Below are 18,685 nucleotides of genomic sequence, written 5' to 3'. Positions count from 1 at the left end.
GGCGGGAGTTTCCCCCCGCCCCAGATTGGTTGGTCCGCGCTGTTACGGCATCAGGTGTGCTGGGATTTCCAGGCCGGCTTCCTTGTAGAAGCGCGCCGCACCCGGATGCAGCTTCACCGGCAGGCCGGCCATGGCCTTCTCCACCGCCATCACCTTGGTGGCCGGGTGGATCGCTGTCAGGAAGCCGAGATTCTCGTACATTGTCTTGGTCAGCAGATAGACGTGGTTTTCGTCAACGCTCGCGTTCACCGCCAGGAAGTTCGGCTGTGCAATCGTGTTGATGTCCTTTTCCTGACCGGGATAGGTGCCTGCAGCGATCGTGTAAGGCACCCACAGATTCCGGCCGCCGTCCATTTTCGCAAGCTCTTCATCGCTCACGTCGAGAACCGTGAACTTGCCTTCGTTGGAAGCCATCAGCTTGGTGATCGCGCCGGTCGGCGGCCCCGATGGGATGCCTGCTGCGACAACCTGGCCGTTGGCCATAGCGTCCGTGGTCGGGCCATAGCCCGCATAAACGAGTTCGAAATCGGTATCGATGTCGATACCCAGCCCCGACAGCAGCACGCGGTTCGAGCCGATGGTGCCCGAATTCTGGCTGCCCATGCCCGCCGACATGCCCTTGAGATCAACAAGATCGCTGACCGTTCCGGTTTTTGCCTTGTCCGCGGCAATGACGAACTGCTCGACGTTCTGCCACAGCATCGTCACCGAGCGCAGGTTTTCCTGGGGTTCGGTGATCGGCCCGGTCCCTGTTGCGGCGTAGGAACCGAACAGCCCCTGCAGAATGGCGAAATCGGCAGTGCCTGCGCCCATCGCCTGCACATTCGCGCCGGAGCCCGCGGAGTTGACTGCGGTCAGGCTGAAGTTCTCCTTCGGCAACAACTTGACCTTGGTCAATGTCGAGATGGCGGTGCCGACGGGGTGGTAGGTGCCACCGGTCGAAGCCGTGTTGAGAACGTAGTCCTTGGCATCCTGGGCCAGGGGTGCGGTCGCCGAAAGCGCCAGAAATGCGCCTGCAGCCAGAAGTGTAAGTTTCTTCATGTTTTCCTCCTTGAAGCGTCGCCTCCACGGCGCCTGAGTAACTCTTAGATGATAAAGCAAATCCGGTACCATGAGAAATTCCGCCAGTACCGGGAAAACAGCCTGCGGAAATCCGCAGAGCTCAACTGTTCAGGATGGTTTCCTTGTCCAGCCCAAGTTTTACGATCTTCTCGTTCAGCGTTCGCCGGCCAATACCCAGACCGGTGGCGACATCATCCATCCGGCCCTGGTGCCGGGCCAGCGCCTTGCCTATCAGCTGCCGCTCGAACGCAGCCACCGCCTCGCGCAAGGTTTCCGGGGCTTCCAGACTGTCCCGGTTGTCGTTGAGCGCACTGTCGACAGATCCGGCACCGCGCCGCGCCGCAAGCACGTGGCGTTCGCAGACATTGCGCAGTTCGCGCACATTGCCCGGCCAGTCATAGGCGAGCAGCCTGGCGACATCGCCGGATGTCAGTGTCGGCGTCTCTGTCTCGTATGTGGCGGCAAAGACGTCGAGATAGTGCATGTACAACGTGGTTATATCGTCGCGCCGCGCCCGCAGAGGCGGCATTGTCAGCATGATGGTGTTCAGCCTGAAATACAGGTCCTCGCGAAACGTGCCTTCCTTCATCATGTCTTCCAGCCGCTCATGGGCCGCCGACAGGATGCGGATATCGGCATTGATCGCCTTCGAGGTGTCGATCGGCGTGTATTGCTTGGTCTCGATCACACGCAGCAGCTTGGCCTGTACTTCAAGCGGAATCGCGCCGAGCTCGTCCAGGAACAGCGTGCCACCCTCAGCCTGCGCCAGCAGGCCCGGGCCGTTCTCCGCGGTACCGAACAGCATCTCTTCAAACCTGGTGACCGGCACCGCCGCGCAATTGAGCGGCACGAACGGTTCTCCGGATCGGTGACCGAGATCATGCAACGCCTTTGCCACGAGTTCCTTGCCGGTACCGGTTTCGCCAAGAAGCATCACGTTGACATCGGTCGTGCTCAGATCGACGATCTCTGCCCGCAACGCCTTGATCGAAGGCGCGTTGCCGATCATCACCCGGTCCAGTCCGGACAGTTCCGCCAGCCTTGTCTTGAGTCTGTCCGCATTGCGTGTCAGGCGGCGCAGTTGCGAGGCGTTTTCAAGCAGCTTGATCAGCCTCCGCGGATCAAACGGTTTTTCCAAGAAACTGTAAGCGCCGTTCTGGATGGCCGAAACCGCCATCGGAATGTCGCCATGGGCCGACATCAGCACGATCGGCACATTGGTCTGGCCCTTGAGCTGCATCTGCAACTCCGTGCCACTCATTCCCGGCATCCTCACATCGCAAAGCAACACGTCGGCATCCTGCTTCTGGATGCAGGCAAGCACATTTTCCGGCCGGGATAGACACACCACCTCGAAACCGGCGCTCTCCAGCAAATGGGAAAGCGATTCCCGCATTGTCCTGTCATCATCGACAACCGTGATACGATATCCCTGGTTCACGCCATAACTCCGGATCTTGCCGCCACCAGCGGCAACCTGATTGTAAACACAGCGCCGCCTTCAGCCCGGTTTTCCGCGCTCAACTCGCCATTGTGCTCCCGGACGATGGAAGAGGCGATCGACAGCCCGAGGCCCATGCCGTCTCCCGAGGCCCGGGTCGTGTGGAATGGCTCCTGCAATTGCGAAAGCAACCGGTCGCCAAAGCCGACGCCCTCATCCTCGACCGAAAGAACGGCTGTGTCTCCGGACTGGGCAAGCCCGATCCTCAGCTGCGTTTTTGCCTCTTCCTGCAACGAATAAAGCGCGTTGTTGATGAGATTGATCAGAACCTGCTCGAGCCGCAGCCTGTTGCCCATGACCTCCGCTGTCCCCTCGATGTCACAGCTGACCTCGATCCCCGCCATGGCAAAATCATGCTGCATCAGCTCGAGTGCGCCCGCGATGACCTCGTTGAGCACCACCCGCTCCATCTTCACTTCACCCGGCTTGATGAAGAAACGCAGCTGCCTGGTGATGCTCTCCATCCGGTCGACCACGCCACTGAGCTTCTGATGGATGGGGTAAGTGTTGCCGTTGCCGGCAATCTCCGCGGCAGTGAGGTAATTGCGCAGCGCCGAGATCGGTTGTCCGAGCTCATGCACCACGGAGGCCGACAATTGCCCAAGCGCCGCAAGCTTGCTGGAGCGCGCCAGCTCACTGTGAGCCTGTTCGAGCTTCCTGTTGGCTTCGCGCAACTGGTCGCGGTCCGATTGGGAGATCGCCAATGCCGTCTGGATCCGCTTCGATCTGAGGTAGGTTGCTATGCCGACCAGCAACGAAATCGCCGATCCGAAAACGATTGTCGTCAGCAGCGCCCGCTCATAGGCCCGCGCCTCGCTGAGCAGGTAGTGCACCTTCCAGCCGAGATAATCTGCTTCTGCCTCCGAATAGATGTAGCTGTTGTCGCCCAAACGCACCGACGCGTCACCCGCAGTCTGCCAGGGCAAGCGGCGGATCGTCCTGCCGCCGAACTGTTTGGTTGCCTTCATCCTTGCAACAGCTTCATCGGTGAGGTCTTCCAATCCGCCGAACAGCCAGTCACGGTTCGACGCCAGCACGACGATGCCATCCGCATTGGAGGCAAGCACCGTCTCCTCGCCTTGCTCCCAGGTTTGCTGAAGCTCGCTGATATCCAGCTTGATGGCCATGACGCCAAGCACAGTGCCGCTGGCGTCGACCACCGGCTCGGAGACGAAGTAGCCCGGCCTGCCGGTCGTTGCGCCGATGCCGAAATAGTTTCCCCTCATGCCCTCGATGGCTTCGGTGAAATACGGACGGAACGCATAGTTCTGGCCGAGAAACGAAGGCGACTGGTTGAAATTGGATGAGGCCAGAACCAGGCCGTCCGCATCCATGAGATAGATGGCCTCGAGTTCCGATTCCTCGGCAAACCGCTCCAGCCGCAGGTTCAGTCTCAGGTCGTCGGCGCCGTTCAGCGTTTCCCGGGTGAGCGGATCCTGCGCCAGAACAAAGGGAAAATACTGATAGCGCTTCAGCGTGTCATTGAGCGAGCGCTTGTACAACAGCAGCCGCGTTTCCGCCGCCTCCCGGTCGAGGGATTTGAAATAGGCGAGCGAAACAACGAACAGCAGTCCGATGGACAAAGCCGTCATCGAGATCAGGATCACTGCCACGCTGCGGCGGGCCGTCCCCATGATCGGATGGACATTCTGTGTGGCAGGCTGGAGCATGATATCCTGCTTCTTGGTTCTGCGGGTTCTATATGCCCCACACAAAAGCACTTCTGCAACTTCCGCCTTCGCCAAGGCTGATTGCCGCGTGGACTGCCGCGCCCGCAGCGGTGAGCGGGGCGGAGCGCGACAGCCACATCAGGAGCCGATGAAATGAGCAGAAGGTGGCTGAAGCCGTCAGGACCTAAGGGTGGCCATCCGGAAGCTACCAGACCGCCGCCGATGCCCCGAGCTCTCCCGCAGGCCTGCCCCAGTGCATCTCCGCGTCGCCCACCGACAAGGGAGACCGCAATCGAAGCGCCGGCCCCCAGTCAGTACTCTCCACCTTCTGTGCATAATCGGCCGGCTCGGCCTTGCCGATCGGATCGGCGACCGGCCCCTGCGGGCAGGCTGCGAGAAACCCGCCAACCCGCGCCAGCGATGTGCGCCACCGCGATCCCGTCCCCGTTTGGACGCGCAGCGCCAGGCCGCGCAGCACGGCGGCCGCCATCAGGTAACCCGCTCCCTGATCGAGCGCCTGAACCGGCAACGGCACCGGCCGGTCGGCTCCCGCCTGTCGCATACCGAGCTCGGCAATGCCGCAACTCATCTGCACCAGGCTGTCAAACCCGCGCCGATTGACCCATGGCCCGCTCCAGCCATAGGCATCGAGCGACACATCGATCAGGCCGGGGCGGATCGATGCGCGCACCTCCGACCCCAATCCCAGCGCTTCCAGCGCCTCCGACCGGTAGCCATGCACCACCACATCGGCCTCTAAGAGCAGCGCCCTGAACCGCTCCCGGCCGGCGCCGGTCTTCAGATCCAGCCGCGCACAGCGCTTTCCGGGCGTGACTTCCGGGACCACGCCCGGCTCCTGCCATGATGGCGGATCGATGCGCAGCACATCCGCCCCGAAACCGGCCAGAAAGCGCGTCGCAACCGGTCCGGCCAGCACCCTTGTCATGTCGAGCACCTTGAGACCCCTGAGCGGCCGCAAGAGATCAAACGCGCCCTCAAAAGCCGCGGCTTCATCTCCCGTTTCCATCCGCATCAACGGTTCCGCCAATACCGCGCGCCCCTGTGGATGCTCCGCCCATTGCCGCGTGCTGCGCATTGCAGCCGCGCATCCCTGCTCGGCCACGATGGCCGCTTCCAGTTCGTCCCCGCGCCACCGCGCCACCGCCGCCGCCACCGCACTGCGCTCGGCAGCAGTCCCGAGCACCTTCAGCGCCGCCTCGCGGTGGTGCGGCGCGTTGGTGTGCAGCCGGATCCAGCCGTCGGCCGACGCGTAATCTCCGGCAACCGGGTCCCAGGCCGGTGGAAGTGCCCAGCCCTGCGGCGCAATCGAAAAGCCGAACCACAGCGACGCCAGCCGCCGGTCGACAGTGACGGATGCCAGCGTGCCCGACCGCGCGTCGATCCATTCGGCAAGCGCCATCCCCGCCGAAGCCACGGCAGCCGCAGCGAAATCGCTCACGGCAAAGGCCGACGGAAGCGCACCGCGCCCCACGATCTCTGCGGTCCCGGACATCCCCGGCTTTCCGCCGAGCGCGTCCCAAAGCTCCGAAATCATCGGATAGACCACGTTTGTCTCGGCTGTTGATCTCAGCGGCATGGCAGGCTCCTTTCGGTTTCGAGCTTCACACAACCGCCAGATCCGTATATCGTCAATATTGATCATATAAATCAACTATCAGGTTTCCCGAATGGCGGATTACATCGACGCAAGACAGGCCGCCCACCGCCTCGGCGTCTCCCGCCAGACGCTCTATGCCTATGTCAGCCGCGGCCTGATCAAGGCACTTCCGGGAGACGACCCGCGCCAGAGCCGCTACCTCGCCGATGCCGTCGAACAGCTTGCCGAAACAAGGCGGCGGGGCCGCAAGCCAAGGGAAATCGCCAGGGCGACGCTCGACTGGGGCATGCCGGTGCTGGAATCGTCACTGACGCTGATCGAGAATGGCGAGTGTTACTATCGCGGCCAGAGCGCGGTCGAGTTGTCGCAAGGCGCTTCGCTGGAAGACATCGCCGCCCTGCTCTGGCAGGCGCCGGTTGAGACCGCCTTTCCACGCCGCGCGCCCATCACCATCAAGGCCTATCTCGAACTCGCCTCGCAGGCGGGCAACACCCTGGCCGCCGAAAGTCTGCTGCCGCTGTTCGCCGTGGCGGCACGTGACGAACCGACTTCGGCCTGGCGGACCGATCCGGCGGCGCTGGCGCGCGGCAGCGGGGATCTGGTGCGCATCCTGGCGGCCTGTGCGATCGGGCAGGCGCCCTCCTCCGCCCCGGTCCACCAGCAACTCGCAGCAAGCTGGGGCGTCGACGCCGCGGGCGCCGGCCTGATCCGCCAGGCGCTGGTTCTCTGCGCCGATCACGAACTCAATGCCTCGAGCTTCACCGCGCGCTGTATCGCCTCCACCGGCGCCTCGCTGAAAGCGGTCATTGTCGGCGCTCTGGCGGCCCTGAGCGGCATCAAGCACGGCGCCACAACGACAAGCGTCGAGTCGCTTTGGACCAGCATCGATCCCGACGCCCCGGCCAGGAGCCTCCGCGACCGGCTGCAGGCCGGCGGCGCGCTTCCCGGCTTCGGTCATCCGCTCTATCCGGACGGCGATATCCGCGCCAGGGCGCTGCTCTCGGCAATGGGGGCTGATTTCCCGGAAGCCTTAAAATTGACGGCCGCTGTCGACGATTTGTCCGGCGCTGCCCCGTCGATCGATTTCGCCCTTGTCGCACTCAGGAGATATCTGCGACTCCCCGAAGGATCAGCCTTCCTGCTGTTCGCCATCGGCCGCTCGGTCGGCTGGATCGCGCACGGGCTGGAACAACGTACGACAAACCAGCTCATCCGACCGAGGGCGCTTTATACGGGCAAACGCCCCACTCATCGTCAGAAGACCTAGCCATTTTCCTCTTGACCTCAAGTTGGCTTGAGATCTCACACTACCTCGGAACAGGCGCTGTGGCCTGGCTTTTTCGTGTCCGGGAGTTCATTCGATGCTGCACCTGTTTCTGCTGACCCGTTGCCAGAACACTTGTTTCTGCGGAGTTCGATTATGCATGTACTGACTGTCCTTGATCACCCAGACCCTGGCTCATTCAGCGCTGCTGTTGCGCAACGGTTCATGGATGGCGCCGAAGCTGCTGGTCATTCCGTTGAGCTTGCGGACTTGAATGCCGAAGGGTTTGATCCACGCTGGTCAATGGCCGACATCGAAGCAGGGAACCAGGCAATCATACCGGCAGATGTGGGCAAGGAGCAGGAGCGCATAGCGCGAGCAGATGCCATCTGTCTTGTCTTCCCCCTGTTCTGGTGGGGCATGCCGGCTATGACCAAAGGGTGGGTTGATCGTGTCTGGAGTTGGGGATGGGCTTACGATCAGATGGACAATCCGGAAGGATCACTGCAACGCCCCCGTTCCGGAGTGCTGCTGATACCGGCGGGCGCCCGCTCGGACGAAATGAAGAGGTCCGGTTATCTCTCCGCATTGGAAGCGGCCTGGATCAAGGGAACCTTTGGCTACTTCGGATTCTCTCCCCGCAGGCTCGAATTGCTCTACGGTTCAACCGGGTCATTGAAGCGCCGACAATCGCTGCTGGAAAAAAGCTATCAAGTTGGTCGTAATCTGGCAGCGCCCCGGAAGACCAAGGGTGCAAGCTGATACCTTTTTTTCGGGGGTGTCTGCAAACACGCGACAGATCATGCCCCGCAGCGGTGAACATGCGGCAATCCGTTGCCAATCGATAAGCTGGCGCTGTCCCTAACTCTTGACAGCCCCCGAACACACCGCCGGCAGCCCGCCGATGACGAGATCCGCGACGATGTCGGCATAGGCGTCGCGGTCCACCGGCCCGCCCGGCTTGTACCAGAGATAGAACCAGTTGAGCATGCCGAACACCGACATCGTCACCGGCGCCAGCAGTTCCGGCCGCGCCGTGAAGCGTTCGGGCTCGATCTCGCGCACACAGTCCGACATGCACGCAACCAGCCGCCGCTGCAGCGCCCGCAGATGTGTCTGCTTGTCTTCAGGCAGCGACGACAGCGCATCGAGCTGCACCTTGTGCTCGGCGTCGGAATCCCGGTAGGCGATCAGGATCGCGCGGACCAACGCCCGTAGCCGCTCCGAGGCGGTCCCCGGCTGCGCAGCGGTTGTCTCCACCACCTCCACAAGCGCGGTCAGATGCGTGTCGAGGATGTCGAACAGCAACGCGTCCTTGGATGGATAGTAGTGATATATCAACGCTTTGGAGACACCACATGCATCCGCGAGCTTGACCATCGAGGCCCGGTCAAACCCCTGTTTGGCAAAGAACACCGCGGCGGTCTTCAGGATCGCCTCGCGTTTTGCCTCATGATCCTTGGCGATGGTCCGGGCCATGGCCTCAGGTCCGGTTCCGGTTGTCGACCACGCGCTTGGCCTTGCCTTCCGAGCGCGCCACCTTGCCCGGCTCGGCGACATTGATCCGGGCAGTGACCCCGACCACGCTCTTGATGTGGTGCGCCAGTTCCTTGCCCGACGCCGTGCGCGCCTCTTCGGACGCACTCGTGATGGTGCACTCCACATGCACGGTCATATCGTCCATCCGGCCATTGGTGGAGAGCTCGATCTGGAAATGCGGCGCAAGGCCTGCGCATTTGAGGATCTGCTCCTCGATCTGGGTCGGAAACACATTGACGCCGCGCAGGATGATCATGTCATCCGACCGTCCGGTGATCTTCTCCATCCGCCGCATCGAGCGCGCGGTGCCGGGCAGCAGCCGGGTCAGGTCGCGGGTGCGGTAGCGCACCATCGGCAACGCTTCCTTGGACAGCGTCGTGAACACCAGTTCGCCGATCTCGCCATCCGGCAGCACCTCGCCGGTGACCGGATCGATGATCTCGGGATAGAAATGATCCTCCCAGATGTGCAGCCCGTCCTTGGTCTCGACGCACTCGTTGGCAACACCTGGCCCCATCACCTCGGAGAGCCCGTAGATGTCGACCGCATGCATGTCGAAGGCCTGCTCGATTTCGCCGCGCATCGAATTGGTCCACGGCTCGGCGCCAAAAATACCGACGGCAAGCGAACTCTCGCGCGGATCGATACCCTGCCGGCGGAACTCGTCGAGGATCGACAGCATGTAGGACGGCGTCACCATGATCACCTGCGGCTTGAAATCGGTGATCAGCTGCACCTGCCGCTCGGTCATGCCGCCCGAGATCGGCACCACGGTGCAGCCGAGCCGCTCGGCGCCGTAATGCGCGCCAAGCCCGCCGGTAAACAGGCCGTAGCCATAGGAGACATGCACGATATCGCCCGGGCGCCCGCCCGAGGCCCGGATCGACCGCGCCACGAGATCGGACCACATGTCGATGTCGGAAGCCGTGTAGCCGACCACGGTGGGCTTGCCGGTTGTGCCCGAAGATCCGTGGATCCGCACCACCTTCTCGCGCGGCACCGCAAACATCCCGAAGGGATAGTTGTCCCTCAGGTCGATCTTGGTGGTGAACGGAAACTTGGAAAGATCCGCCAGCGTCTTCAGATCGTCCGGATGCACACCCTTTTCGTCAAACGACGCCTTGGTGTGCGGCACGTTCTCGTAGGCATGGGCCAGCGACCATTTCATCCGTTTGAGCTGCAGCGCGGCAATCTCGTCGCGCGAGGCGGTTTCGATCGGATCGAGACTTGCCCGGTCGGGCGTCAAATCAAGCATCGGGTTCTCCTGCAATACCGGGGCGGCGGCTCCTGCGAAACCGGCACACCCTCTCCCAAATTCTGTTATGCCGCCGCTTCAGGCGGCAGGCTCCTCGAAATGCGTGCCCGATACGGTCCGCGACAGCCCGCGGAACTCGGCGATCGTCACCCCGTCCTGCCGGGTCACGCTGACATCGTAGACGCCGGACCGTCCGGCCAGCGTCACCTCGCGCGCGGTTGCGGTCAGCCGGTCGCCTTCCCGTCCGGGCGCCAGAAACGTCACCGAGCAGTGCTGCGCCACGGTGATCGTGTTGTGGCTGTTGCAGGCAAACGCAAATGCGCTGTCGGCGAGCGTAAAGATCGCACCGCCATGGCAGGATCCATGACCGTTGAGATGGTCCTTGCGCACCACCATCGACAGCGTCGCCCTGCCCGGCCCCACCGCATCAATGTTCATGCCCATGCCCTTGGTGGTGTGATCGTCCCTCAGCATTGCCTCCGAGGACCGCTCGGCGCGTTCCTGATCCGAGATCGGGCTCATTTGCTGCCCTCGAACTTGGGCTCTCGCTTTTCAAGAAAGGCGCGCACGCCCTCGGCGTAGTCGGCGGAGAAGCCGGCCTCGCGCTGGGTCTCGGCTTCAAGATCGAGATGCGGGTCGAGTTCCTGCCCGGCAGCCGCCTGTATCAGGTCTTTCATCAGGCCCAGCCCGAAGGTCGGTCCCACGGCAAGGCGGGCGGCGAGCGCTCGCGCCTCGTCCATCAGCTCGGCGTCGTCATAGGTCTTCCAGATCATGCCCCAATGCTCGGCGCGCTCGGCGGTCACCGGCTCGGCAGTCATGGCAATCGCCTTGGCCCGCGCCTCGCCGATCAGCCGCGGCAGCATCCACGAACCGCCGGCGTCTGGAATGAGCCCGACCCGTGAGAACGACTGGATGAACTTGGCGCTGCGCGCCGCCAGCACGATGTCGCAGGCAAGCGCCAGATTGGCTCCGGCCCCCGCCGCCACTCCGTTGACCGCGCAGACGATGGGCTTTTCCAGCGTCCGGATGCGGCGGATCAGCGGATTGTAGAACCGGGTCAGCGTGTCGCCCAGATCCGGTGGACCGTCCATCTTGGCCGGGTCCCGCGCCGACAGATCCTGGCCTGCGCAGAACCCGCGCCCCGCACCTGTCAAAAGCACTGCCCGGCAGCGCGCATCATCCCGCGCCATGTCGAAACATTCGGCCAGGGCGACATGCATGTCGTCATTGAAAGAGTTCAAACGATCTGGCCGGTTCAGCGTGATTTCAAGCACACCGCCGTTCCAGGAATGCAGTACCGGTTCACTCATCGATGGGTCCTCCTGAAAAATAATGGTTGCATAAGCCGACCGGTTGGTCAATTAATAATCGTACGGTATTTGACACTTAAAATTTCCCGCCTGCCATCGAGGAGCCACCACTGTGACCACGCCTTCATCCACCTCTCGGACAATTCAGGAGAAGAAGGTGGTCGATGTCGCGATAGAAAATGGCCATGCACTGGTGACCATCGACAATCCGCCGGTCAATCCCCTCTCGGTCAGCGTCAGACAAGGCCTGATGGACGCCGTCCGCCGGGTCAACGAGGGCAAATGCGAGACGGCGGCGATCGTTTGCGCCGGGCGCACCTTCGTCGCCGGCGGCGACATTTCCGAGTTCGCCGGCCCGCCACCATTGCCGCACCTGCCCGACGTGCTCGACGCCATCGAGGCAAGCCCGACCCCGTTCATCGCCGTCATGCATGGCACCGTGCTGGGCGGCGGACTGGAACTGGCTCTCGCCTGCGCCTGGCGCATCGCAGACGAGAAAACCAGGTTCGGCCTTCCCGAAGTCAACCTCGGCCTGATCCCCGGCGCCGGTGGCACCCAGCGCCTGCCGCGCGTGATCGGGCTCGAGCGCGCCGCCCGCATGGCTGCGAATGGCAACCCGGTGAATACAAAGACTTTCGAGGAGTTCGGCGGTCTCGATCTCGTCTTCTCGGGCGATCCGACGCAGGCCCTCGCGGCTTTCCGCGCCGCTCTGCCCGCCCGTCCCGTCAACACCTCGGACCGCTCGGTCGAGAACGCCGACCTGACGGCGCTGAAGGCGGAAATCGCAAAATCCGCCAAGGGCGCCGACGCGCCGATGATCGCGCTTGAAACCACGGCGCTGGCGGCAACGCTTCCATTTGCCGAAGGCAGCAAGATCGAACGCCAGACCCATCTCGAGCTGCGCGCCAGCGCCCAGTCACGCGCGCTGCGCCGGCTGTTCTTCGCCAGCCGTTCGGTCACCAGGCCCGATCGCCTGAAAGCCTTCACCCCGGCCGCGATCAACCATGTCGTCATTGTCGGCGGCGGCCTGATGGGTGCGGGCATCACGGCCGCCAGCCTCGCCGCCGGCCATCGGGTGACCATTCTCGAACGAGACACCGAAAGCGCCGAGGCCGGACGCGGACGCGTCGAAGCCATAATCGCCAAGGATCTCGAGTCGGGCCGCATCACCGAATCCAAGGCAGAGGCCCGCCGCGCCAGTCTCTCCGCCGGCGCCAACTACGCCGCAGCCTTTGACGCCGACATCGCCATCGAGGCGGTGTTCGAGGACCCGGACGTCAAGCGCGCCGTGTTCGCCGAGCTTGCCGCCGTCATGTCCGAAGACGCGCTGATTGCCACCAACACCTCCTATCTCGATCCCAACCTGATCAGTGAAGGCTTGCCCGGACCGGGCCGCTTCCTCGGCCTGCACTTCTTCTCGCCCGCCAACATCATGAAGCTCGTCGAAGTCGTCGGCACCTCCGCCACTGCCGACCAGACCATGGCCACCGCCTTCGCCTTTGCCCGCGGCCTCGGCAAGATCCCGGTCGAGACCGGTGTCTGCGACGGTTTCATCGGCAACCGCATCCTCTCGGCCTACCGCCGCCAGGCCGACTACATGATCGCCGACGGCGCCTCGCCCTACGAGGTCGACAAGGCCATGCGCGCACTCGGCATGCCGATGGGACCCTATGAGCTGCAGGACCGCACCGGGCTGCAGATCAGCTGGGCCAACCGCAAGCGCCAGCTCGCCGCCGGCACCTGGCCAGGCCGCTATGTCGATATCGCCGACAGGCTCTGCGAGATCGGCCGTCAGGGCCGCGGCAGCCCGATGAAGAAGGGCTGGTACGATCACACCGGCGGGGCCGGCCAGCCGGACCCGGAGATCGAGACCATGGTCGCCGCATGGCGCAGCGAGCATTCGACCGGCGGGCAATCCTTTACCTCCGACGAGATCACGATGCGGATCATGGCGGCCATCGTCAACGAGGCCAACCTGATCCTCGAAGAGGGCATCGCGACAAGTGATGCCGCGGTCGATATCGTCTGGACCGAGGGCTATGGTTTCCCCAAGCATCTCGGCGGCCCGATGTTCTGGGCGGAAGAGACCGGCATCGAGCGGATGCGCGAGGCCTTTGCCGCGATCGAGGCCCAGAGCCCCGGCTCGTGGAAGGCCGCGAAAATATTTCAGGGATAATCATCCCGCGCCGCATGGGCGCAAGACAGATGGCGGTCAGCCGCCAAAAGGGAGAGAGACATGGGTTTGATCAATGTGAACAGCTTCGTCGCAGGCCAGTGGCTGCCGGCCGATGACGGCGCCCGTCCCATCGCCAGCGCGGTCACCGGCGAGCCGCTGGCCACCGCCGGTCAGGCCTCGCTCGACACGCAAGCGATGATTGAGTTCGCCCGCACCAAAGGCGGTCCCGCGCTCAGGGCCATGACCTTCCACGACCGCGCCCGCATGCTCAAAGCCCTGGCGCTGGAACTCGGCAAGTTCAAGGACGAGCTCTACGCCCTGTCCTACACCACCGGTGCCACAAAACCGGATTCGATGATCGACATCGACGGCGGCATCGGCACCATGATGGTCTATGCCTCCAAAGGCCGCCGCGAAATGCCCGACGGCCACATCTATGTCGACGGCGAGCTGGAAATGCTCTCGCGGGGCGGCACCTTTGTCGGCCAGCATGTCGCCACTTCGCTCAAGGGCGTCGCCGTCCACATCAACGCCTTCAACTTCCCGGTCTGGGGCATGCTCGAGAAGCTCGCGCCCACCCTGCTCGCGGGCATGCCGGCGATCGTCAAACCGGCGACCGCCACCTGCCATGTCACCGAGCAATGCGTCCGCCGCATGGTCGAGAGCGGCATCCTGCCCGAAGGCGCGGTGCAGCTGGTCTCGGGCGGTCTGGGCGATCTGCTCGACCGGCTCGATTACCAGGACGTGGTCGGCTTCACCGGCTCGGCCAAGACCGCGCTGATGCTGCGCTCCAGTCCGCATCTGCTCGAAAACTCCGTCCGCTTCGTCGCCGAGCAGGACAGCCTCAACGCCTCCGTGCTCGGCCCCGACGTCACGCCGGGGAGCCCCGAATTCGACATTCTGGTCAAGGAAGTGGTGCGCGAGATGACCGCCAAGGCCGGCCAGAAATGCACCGCCATCCGCCGCATCATCGTGCCTCAGGCCCTCATCGGCCCGGTCGGCGACGCCGTTGCCGGGAAACTTTCGACAATCCGCATCGGCGACCCGGCGCTCGAGACCACCCGGATGGGCGCGCTGGCGTCTGCCGCGCAGAAGGCCGACGTGCTCGACAAGGCAAGCCGCATCGCCGCCGAATGCCGCCAGCTCGCCGGCGACCAGGACGCGTTCGCGGTCGATGGCGCCGACAAGGCCAAGGGCGCCTTCGTCGCCCCGATGCTGTTTGCCTGCGACGATCCGGATGCGGCTGAGGCCGTGCACTCGGTCGAGGCCTTCGGCCCGGTGGCAACCCTGATGCCCTACCGCGACCTCCCCCATGCCGGGCAACTGATGAACCGCGGCAAGGGCAGCCTCGTTGCCTCCGTCATCACCCATGATCCCGCCGTCGCCCGCTCGCTGCTCATCGACGCCGGCGCCGCCCATGGCCGCATCTATGTCAACAACCGCGACAGTGCGAAGGAAGCGACAGGCCACGGCTCGCCGCTGCCGCACATGGTCCATGGCGGCCCGGGGCGCGCCGGCGGCGGCGAGGAACTGGGCGGCATCCGCGGCGTCATGCACTACATGCAGCGCACCGCCGTCCAGGGCAGCCCCGACATCATCTCCGGCATCACCGGCACCTGGATCAAGGGCGCCGCCAGGCCGAAATCCCCCGTCCACCCGTTCACCCGCACCTTCGACGAACTCGAAATCGGCGACACCATCGAAGCCGGCCCGCGCGTGGTCACGCTCGAGGACATCGAGCATTTCGCCCATTTCACCGGCGACACCTTCTACGCCCACATGGACGAGGAGGCGGCCAAGGCCAACCCGTTCTTCCCCGGCCGCGTCGCCCACGGCTACCTGCTGCTATCCTTTGCCGCCGGCCTGTTCGTCGAGCCTGCCCCCGGCCCGGTGCTCGCCAACACCGGCCTCGACGGCCTCAAGTTCATGAAACCCGTCTCGCCCGGCGATGCGATCTCGGTGCAGCTGACCGTCAAGCGCAAGACCCGCCGCACCGACGAGTACGGCGAAGTCCGCTGGCACGTGGCGGTCCTCAATCAGGACGGCGACGACGTCGCCGAGTACGAGCTGCACACGATGAACGCCTACGAGAAATGACGGGCAAGGGGCCGCTCGTTTTCCCGGCAGAAGCTGGGGGAAGTGGACCGTCCATTGTCAATGGTTTTCAGCGCCGCTTGATCGTCCAGGCCCGCGCCCCGGCCACGGCCTTGAGTGTCGCAACCAGCACTAGGGCACAGAGTGCGACCTTTGAAACGGTTTCCATCGTTCCATCGATCAAGAGCGCATGCACGATGCTTCCCGCGACGATGACCAGTGCAAGTGCCGTGTGCACGCGCCGCCACAGACGTGGACGCAGCCGATGCCGCAACCCGGCCAGGACGGCAGCGCCAAACAGCGCCCACATGGCGATGACGCCCCACGCGGAAAATGGTGTCGGCGACGTGAACAGCAGAGCGTCAACGACATCAGGCGGGCTGGTAATCCAGAGCCCACCAACGTGCAGCACCACCAAGGCGACCAGAGCACCACCGATCCAGCGATGGATTCGGCGCGCGCGCTGGAGCGTCAGTCCCGGCAGCAGACCCGCTGCCAGGAGCGGCTGCAGCAGGAGAAGCGCCATGGCCGCGATTCCCGCGAAACCGGCAATGATGTAGACCGGCTGCCGCCATGCCAGCAGCGGGCTGGCTGCTGCCGCGGCAATCGGCACGCAGATCGTGATCGCCAGCACGGCCCAGACCAGCATGGAACGGGTCCGGCCGCCGGCTCTTGCAGCCACCTCGCTCAAACGGGCTTGAGCACGAAGTCTGCATGAAGGGTGGTATCGTTCGGGCTCGCCATCACCGGACGCAGAAACACGGTTTCGAATCCGTCACCCTCATAGGCGAGATGGCCATGGGCCTGGCCGAAGGCCGGGACGATCTGCGGCATTTCCAGCCGGAATTCGCCGTTTGCGTCTGTCAGCGTGGCGCCGTGGCTTTCGGGATCGCGCTCGTGGCCCTCGGTCGTATGCGCCCAGATCTGGACCCGCTGGCCTGCAAGCGGGGCCCCGTCACCGGCGCGGCGCACCGTGCCGGTCATCCAGAAGCCGCCCGCCCCGATCCGCTCGACGATCGGCGCGCCCGGAAGATAATTGTTGGCCCCGCCCCGCATCGTCGGCGTCGGAGCCAGGCCTGCGGCCCGTGCCGGCAGGATCAGTCCGGACATCCCGGCGGCAACCGTCGCACCCGTGGCGGCAAGCAGTCTGCGGCGTGTGGTGAAGACTTCGGTCATGCAGCTTTCTCCTGTCGCATAGTGTCAGCCGATCGGCCGCAAGCTTCGCGCGACCGTACATGCCCGAAAGGATAGTGCACATGTCGGCAATCCCAAGGCAGCTTTACCGTCAGGCACAGAAAACCAGTTCACAGCTTCGTGAGCCGGTGCATAATGTCTGCAGTCCGACAGCCAGTCACCGGAATTGAACCGAAGGCAATTGTTCTATGCGCAGGCGCTGCGCAGGTTCAGAACCGCGCCTTCCGCGCCACCAGAATGCGCAAGTTCCCCACCGGCAAAAAGCCTGCATTGAGCGCATGCGCGAGATCATCGCCGGATTCATACCCCACAATCGGCGAATCCGGCGCCAGGCCGCTCACAGCGGCGGTGGCTTGCGCAAAAACCTCGCTTGAATTGGAAACCGAAAACACATTGGAGATGCCGACACAGTCATCCGAGAGTGAGGCGATGCAGCCCGCCAGGATCGCGCCATCAACGACATGGCCAAGGAAGACCGTGTCGGCCCGTTCCAGCAAGGCTGCAGGAAACATGATATGCGGCGTCGGCGATCCCGACTGTTTCCATGCCGCTTCCCAGCGTTGCAGCCCGGCCGCTCTGTTGATCCGGATCCAGCCGGGGACCTCGTCGCGACCCGGCCCCCGCCAGATCCACGAGGCTCCAAACAGGACTTCGAAGCCGTTCCACTCAAGAGCCAACTCGCAAAAACTGTCCTTCACACCGATGCCTGCAACGAATTTTTCCGACAGCGCCCGAAGCTCGGCAGTCACCTCGTCGGCATGACCGGGCAACGACACGGACAGATTGGAGTAATAGGGCGGCGGCCTGTCCTGACCGATGAAGCCATACGGCTTTCGCGTAAACTCCAGCCCATGGGCGGAGAACACGGCGGCGTAAAGGTCCGCATTGTTTTTCGCCGCCATTATGGCGCGCGGATCGGCATTCATCCTGTGCCCTCGCAATCCGGAAAGAGCAAGCAGTATGGCAGGGGGATTGGTAGCGTCAAACAAAGCCGCCCCCTATCGCATGCCGGCAAACCCGGAACATCCGGAATGGATCAGCGTGGCACCCTCTTCCACAGGGACACCAAACCGGCTATTGCCCTTCCCCCATGCGCGACCCTGATCCAATCACAGCGGCCATTTCGACTCGCCTCGAAGCCCTTCAGGCCGCACAGCAGCTTTCGGCGTGGTCGATGATCGTCACCTTCATGGGTGACGCGATCGGGCCGCGCGGCGGCGTGGTGTCGGCTGCGGCCCTGCAGGGCTTGATGCAGCGCATGGGCATCGGGGCGGGCGCAGTGCGCACCGCCGTCTCACGGCTTTCCGCCGAAGGCTGGATCGAGCGCAGCCGCGAGGGCCGCAACAGTTTCTATCAGCTCTCCGGCGCCGTTGGGGAAACCGTCCGCGCTGCCGAACGCCGCATCTATGCGGCTTCCTCGCTGCTGCCTGCCGATACGCCGCGAACCCTGGTGATCGCACCGGGACCTCTGCCGGAAACGGCCTTGCAGGCGCTGGAAGCGGAAGGTGCGCTGCAGATTGCATCGCAGGTGATGCTGGTCTTCACCCGCCTCGACGCTCTTCCGGCGGATCTGGTCCATACCGGCGCGACGCTGGCCGAAGCGCCCGTGATCCTTGCCGGCGCATCCATGTGCACTCACATCGCCGCAGTCAGGCAGGCCGATGAAATCGAGAGCCTGCGCCAGTCCTATCTCCCGGTTGCCGCGGCCCTCAAGCAGGTCCCTGCGCCCTCGCCCGAAGACGCCATGGCGCTCAGATGCCTGATGATCCATGAATGGCGCCGCGTGGCGCTCCGGGTTCAGTCGATCCCCGCCGATCTGATCCAGCCGGACGATCCCGAGCCCGCAACCCGCGCACTCATTGCCCAAATCTACGCTGAGTTGCTGCCCGCTTCTGAAGCGTGGCTTGATGACAACGCCACGACACCGTCAGGAGCCCTGCCGCCGCCCGACGCCCGACTTGCCTCCCGGTTCGGCGGCTGAACAACAGGCCTGCCATTTTGA

General features: G+C 63.9%; 16 protein-coding genes. 5 read left to right on the top strand and 11 right to left on the bottom strand.

Annotated features, from left to right (window positions below; genetic code table 11):
• Positions 1–42: 42 nt before the first annotated feature.
• The 4 genes from GTW23_RS05730 to GTW23_RS05715 form a co-directional block, all read right to left on the bottom strand.
• On the bottom strand, positions 43–1,041 hold the full coding sequence (locus GTW23_RS05730; RefSeq protein WP_152008192.1) for a TAXI family TRAP transporter solute-binding subunit: 999 nt from the start codon (positions 1,039–1,041) through the stop codon (positions 43–45).
• Between the two features lie 121 nt (positions 1,042–1,162).
• The gene (locus GTW23_RS23465) at positions 1,163–2,503 is read right to left on the bottom strand and encodes a sigma-54-dependent transcriptional regulator (RefSeq protein WP_252914986.1); all 1,341 of its coding nucleotides are present in this window, start codon (positions 2,501–2,503) and stop codon (positions 1,163–1,165) included.
• Positions 2,500–4,233, bottom strand: a complete 1,734-nt coding sequence (locus tag GTW23_RS05720; protein ID WP_152008190.1) for a sensor histidine kinase — start codon at positions 4,231–4,233, stop codon at positions 2,500–2,502. Before GTW23_RS05720 ends, GTW23_RS23465 begins: the two co-directional genes overlap by 4 nt.
• Before the next feature lie 205 nt (positions 4,234–4,438).
• Positions 4,439–5,830 carry a CoA transferase gene (locus tag GTW23_RS05715; RefSeq protein ID WP_252914984.1) on the bottom strand — a complete coding sequence of 464 codons (1,392 nt, stop codon included), beginning with the start codon at positions 5,828–5,830 and terminating at the stop codon, positions 4,439–4,441.
• 91 nt (positions 5,831–5,921) lie between these two features.
• On the opposite strand from GTW23_RS05715, the gene GTW23_RS05710 reads away from it, so the two are divergent.
• Together GTW23_RS05710 and GTW23_RS05705 are read left to right on the top strand one after the other, a co-directional pair.
• On the top strand, positions 5,922–7,118 hold the full coding sequence (locus GTW23_RS05710) for a citrate synthase family protein (RefSeq protein WP_252914982.1): 1,197 nt from the start codon (positions 5,922–5,924) through the stop codon (positions 7,116–7,118).
• Between the two features lie 153 nt (positions 7,119–7,271).
• On the top strand, positions 7,272–7,877 hold the full coding sequence (locus tag GTW23_RS05705; RefSeq protein ID WP_252914981.1) for an NAD(P)H-dependent oxidoreductase: 606 nt from the start codon (positions 7,272–7,274) through the stop codon (positions 7,875–7,877).
• 99 nt (positions 7,878–7,976) lie between these two features.
• On the opposite strand, the gene GTW23_RS05700 is transcribed toward GTW23_RS05705, so the two are convergent.
• From GTW23_RS05700 to paaG, 4 genes are all read right to left on the bottom strand, one after another.
• Positions 7,977–8,594, bottom strand: coding sequence for a TetR/AcrR family transcriptional regulator (locus tag GTW23_RS05700; RefSeq protein ID WP_252914979.1), 618 nt, complete (start codon positions 8,592–8,594; stop codon positions 7,977–7,979).
• A 4-nt stretch (positions 8,595–8,598) separates the two neighbouring features.
• Positions 8,599–9,909, bottom strand: a complete 1,311-nt coding sequence (gene paaK, locus GTW23_RS05695) for a phenylacetate--CoA ligase PaaK (RefSeq protein WP_252914978.1) — start codon at positions 9,907–9,909, stop codon at positions 8,599–8,601.
• Between the two features lie 78 nt (positions 9,910–9,987).
• Positions 9,988–10,431 (bottom strand): hydroxyphenylacetyl-CoA thioesterase PaaI, encoded by a 444-nt coding sequence (gene paaI, locus GTW23_RS05690; RefSeq protein ID WP_252914977.1) that lies wholly within the window; start codon positions 10,429–10,431, stop codon positions 9,988–9,990.
• Positions 10,428–11,219, bottom strand: a complete 792-nt coding sequence (gene paaG / locus GTW23_RS05685) for a 2-(1,2-epoxy-1,2-dihydrophenyl)acetyl-CoA isomerase PaaG (RefSeq protein WP_252914975.1) — start codon at positions 11,217–11,219, stop codon at positions 10,428–10,430. Before paaG ends, paaI begins: the two co-directional genes overlap by 4 nt.
• A 112-nt stretch (positions 11,220–11,331) precedes the next feature.
• Here paaG and GTW23_RS05680 point away from each other — a divergent pair, with 112 nt between their 5' ends.
• Both GTW23_RS05680 and paaZ read left to right on the top strand, forming a co-directional pair.
• Positions 11,332–13,395, top strand: a complete 2,064-nt coding sequence (locus GTW23_RS05680; protein WP_252914973.1) for a 3-hydroxyacyl-CoA dehydrogenase NAD-binding domain-containing protein — start codon at positions 11,332–11,334, stop codon at positions 13,393–13,395.
• 60 nt (positions 13,396–13,455) lie between these two features.
• A complete protein-coding gene (gene paaZ, locus GTW23_RS05675) occupies positions 13,456–15,492 on the top strand; it encodes a phenylacetic acid degradation bifunctional protein PaaZ (RefSeq protein WP_252914971.1) in 2,037 nt (678 codons plus the stop codon).
• 67 nt (positions 15,493–15,559) lie between these two features.
• Here the strand turns inward: paaZ and GTW23_RS05670 are convergent, their stop codons facing one another.
• The 3 genes from GTW23_RS05670 to GTW23_RS05660 all read right to left on the bottom strand — a co-directional run bounded on the left by GTW23_RS05670 (position 15,560) and on the right by GTW23_RS05660 (position 17,609).
• Positions 15,560–16,138 carry a ferric reductase-like transmembrane domain-containing protein gene (locus GTW23_RS05670; RefSeq protein ID WP_252914969.1) on the bottom strand — a complete coding sequence of 193 codons (579 nt, stop codon included), beginning with the start codon at positions 16,136–16,138 and terminating at the stop codon, positions 15,560–15,562.
• Positions 16,139–16,176: 38 nt separating this feature from the next.
• Positions 16,177–16,665, bottom strand: a complete 489-nt coding sequence (locus tag GTW23_RS05665) for a peptidase associated/transthyretin-like domain-containing protein (RefSeq protein ID WP_252914968.1) — start codon at positions 16,663–16,665, stop codon at positions 16,177–16,179.
• Between the two features lie 227 nt (positions 16,666–16,892).
• Positions 16,893–17,609, bottom strand: coding sequence for a hypothetical protein (locus GTW23_RS05660; RefSeq protein ID WP_252914967.1), 717 nt, complete (start codon positions 17,607–17,609; stop codon positions 16,893–16,895).
• 164 nt (positions 17,610–17,773) lie between these two features.
• Between GTW23_RS05660 and GTW23_RS05655 the strand changes: the two genes are divergently transcribed.
• Positions 17,774–18,664 carry a PaaX family transcriptional regulator C-terminal domain-containing protein gene (locus tag GTW23_RS05655; RefSeq protein ID WP_252914966.1) on the top strand — a complete coding sequence of 297 codons (891 nt, stop codon included), beginning with the start codon at positions 17,774–17,776 and terminating at the stop codon, positions 18,662–18,664.
• The last annotated feature ends 21 nt before the right edge of the window (positions 18,665–18,685 follow it).

Source organism: Parahoeflea alexandrii, from assembly GCF_024105735.1.
Taxonomy (GTDB): Bacteria; Pseudomonadota; Alphaproteobacteria; order Rhizobiales; family Rhizobiaceae; genus Hoeflea; species Hoeflea alexandrii.
The sequence above is the reverse complement of the archived record's forward strand: the minus strand, read 5'-3'. Positions and strand labels throughout refer to the sequence as shown.

What these genes read in the sequence shown, in the direction of transcription:
- GTW23_RS05700 (WP_252914979.1), bottom strand. Translation starts at nt 8,594, where the DNA reads ATGGCCCGGACCATCGCCAAGGATCATGAGGCAAAACGCGAGGCGATC.
- GTW23_RS05670 (WP_252914969.1), bottom strand. Translation starts at nt 16,138, where the DNA reads ATGCTGGTCTGGGCCGTGCTGGCGATCACGATCTGCGTGCCGATTGCC.
- paaZ (WP_252914971.1), top strand. Translation starts at nt 13,456, where the DNA reads ATGGGTTTGATCAATGTGAACAGCTTCGTCGCAGGCCAGTGGCTGCCG.
- GTW23_RS05660 (WP_252914967.1), bottom strand. Translation starts at nt 17,609, where the DNA reads ATGAATGCCGATCCGCGCGCCATAATGGCGGCGAAAAACAATGCGGAC.
- GTW23_RS05705 (WP_252914981.1), top strand. Translation starts at nt 7,272, where the DNA reads ATGCATGTACTGACTGTCCTTGATCACCCAGACCCTGGCTCATTCAGC.
- GTW23_RS05730 (WP_152008192.1), bottom strand. Translation starts at nt 1,041, where the DNA reads ATGAAGAAACTTACACTTCTGGCTGCAGGCGCATTTCTGGCGCTTTCG.
- paaI (WP_252914977.1), bottom strand. Translation starts at nt 10,431, where the DNA reads ATGAGCCCGATCTCGGATCAGGAACGCGCCGAGCGGTCCTCGGAGGCA.
- GTW23_RS05715 (WP_252914984.1), bottom strand. Translation starts at nt 5,830, where the DNA reads ATGCCGCTGAGATCAACAGCCGAGACAAACGTGGTCTATCCGATGATT.
- GTW23_RS05665 (WP_252914968.1), bottom strand. Translation starts at nt 16,665, where the DNA reads ATGACCGAAGTCTTCACCACACGCCGCAGACTGCTTGCCGCCACGGGT.
- paaK (WP_252914978.1), bottom strand. Translation starts at nt 9,909, where the DNA reads ATGCTTGATTTGACGCCCGACCGGGCAAGTCTCGATCCGATCGAAACC.
- GTW23_RS05710 (WP_252914982.1), top strand. Translation starts at nt 5,922, where the DNA reads ATGGCGGATTACATCGACGCAAGACAGGCCGCCCACCGCCTCGGCGTC.
- paaG (WP_252914975.1), bottom strand. Translation starts at nt 11,219, where the DNA reads ATGAGTGAACCGGTACTGCATTCCTGGAACGGCGGTGTGCTTGAAATC.
- GTW23_RS05655 (WP_252914966.1), top strand. Translation starts at nt 17,774, where the DNA reads ATGCGCGACCCTGATCCAATCACAGCGGCCATTTCGACTCGCCTCGAA.
- GTW23_RS05720 (WP_152008190.1), bottom strand. Translation starts at nt 4,233, where the DNA reads ATGCTCCAGCCTGCCACACAGAATGTCCATCCGATCATGGGGACGGCC.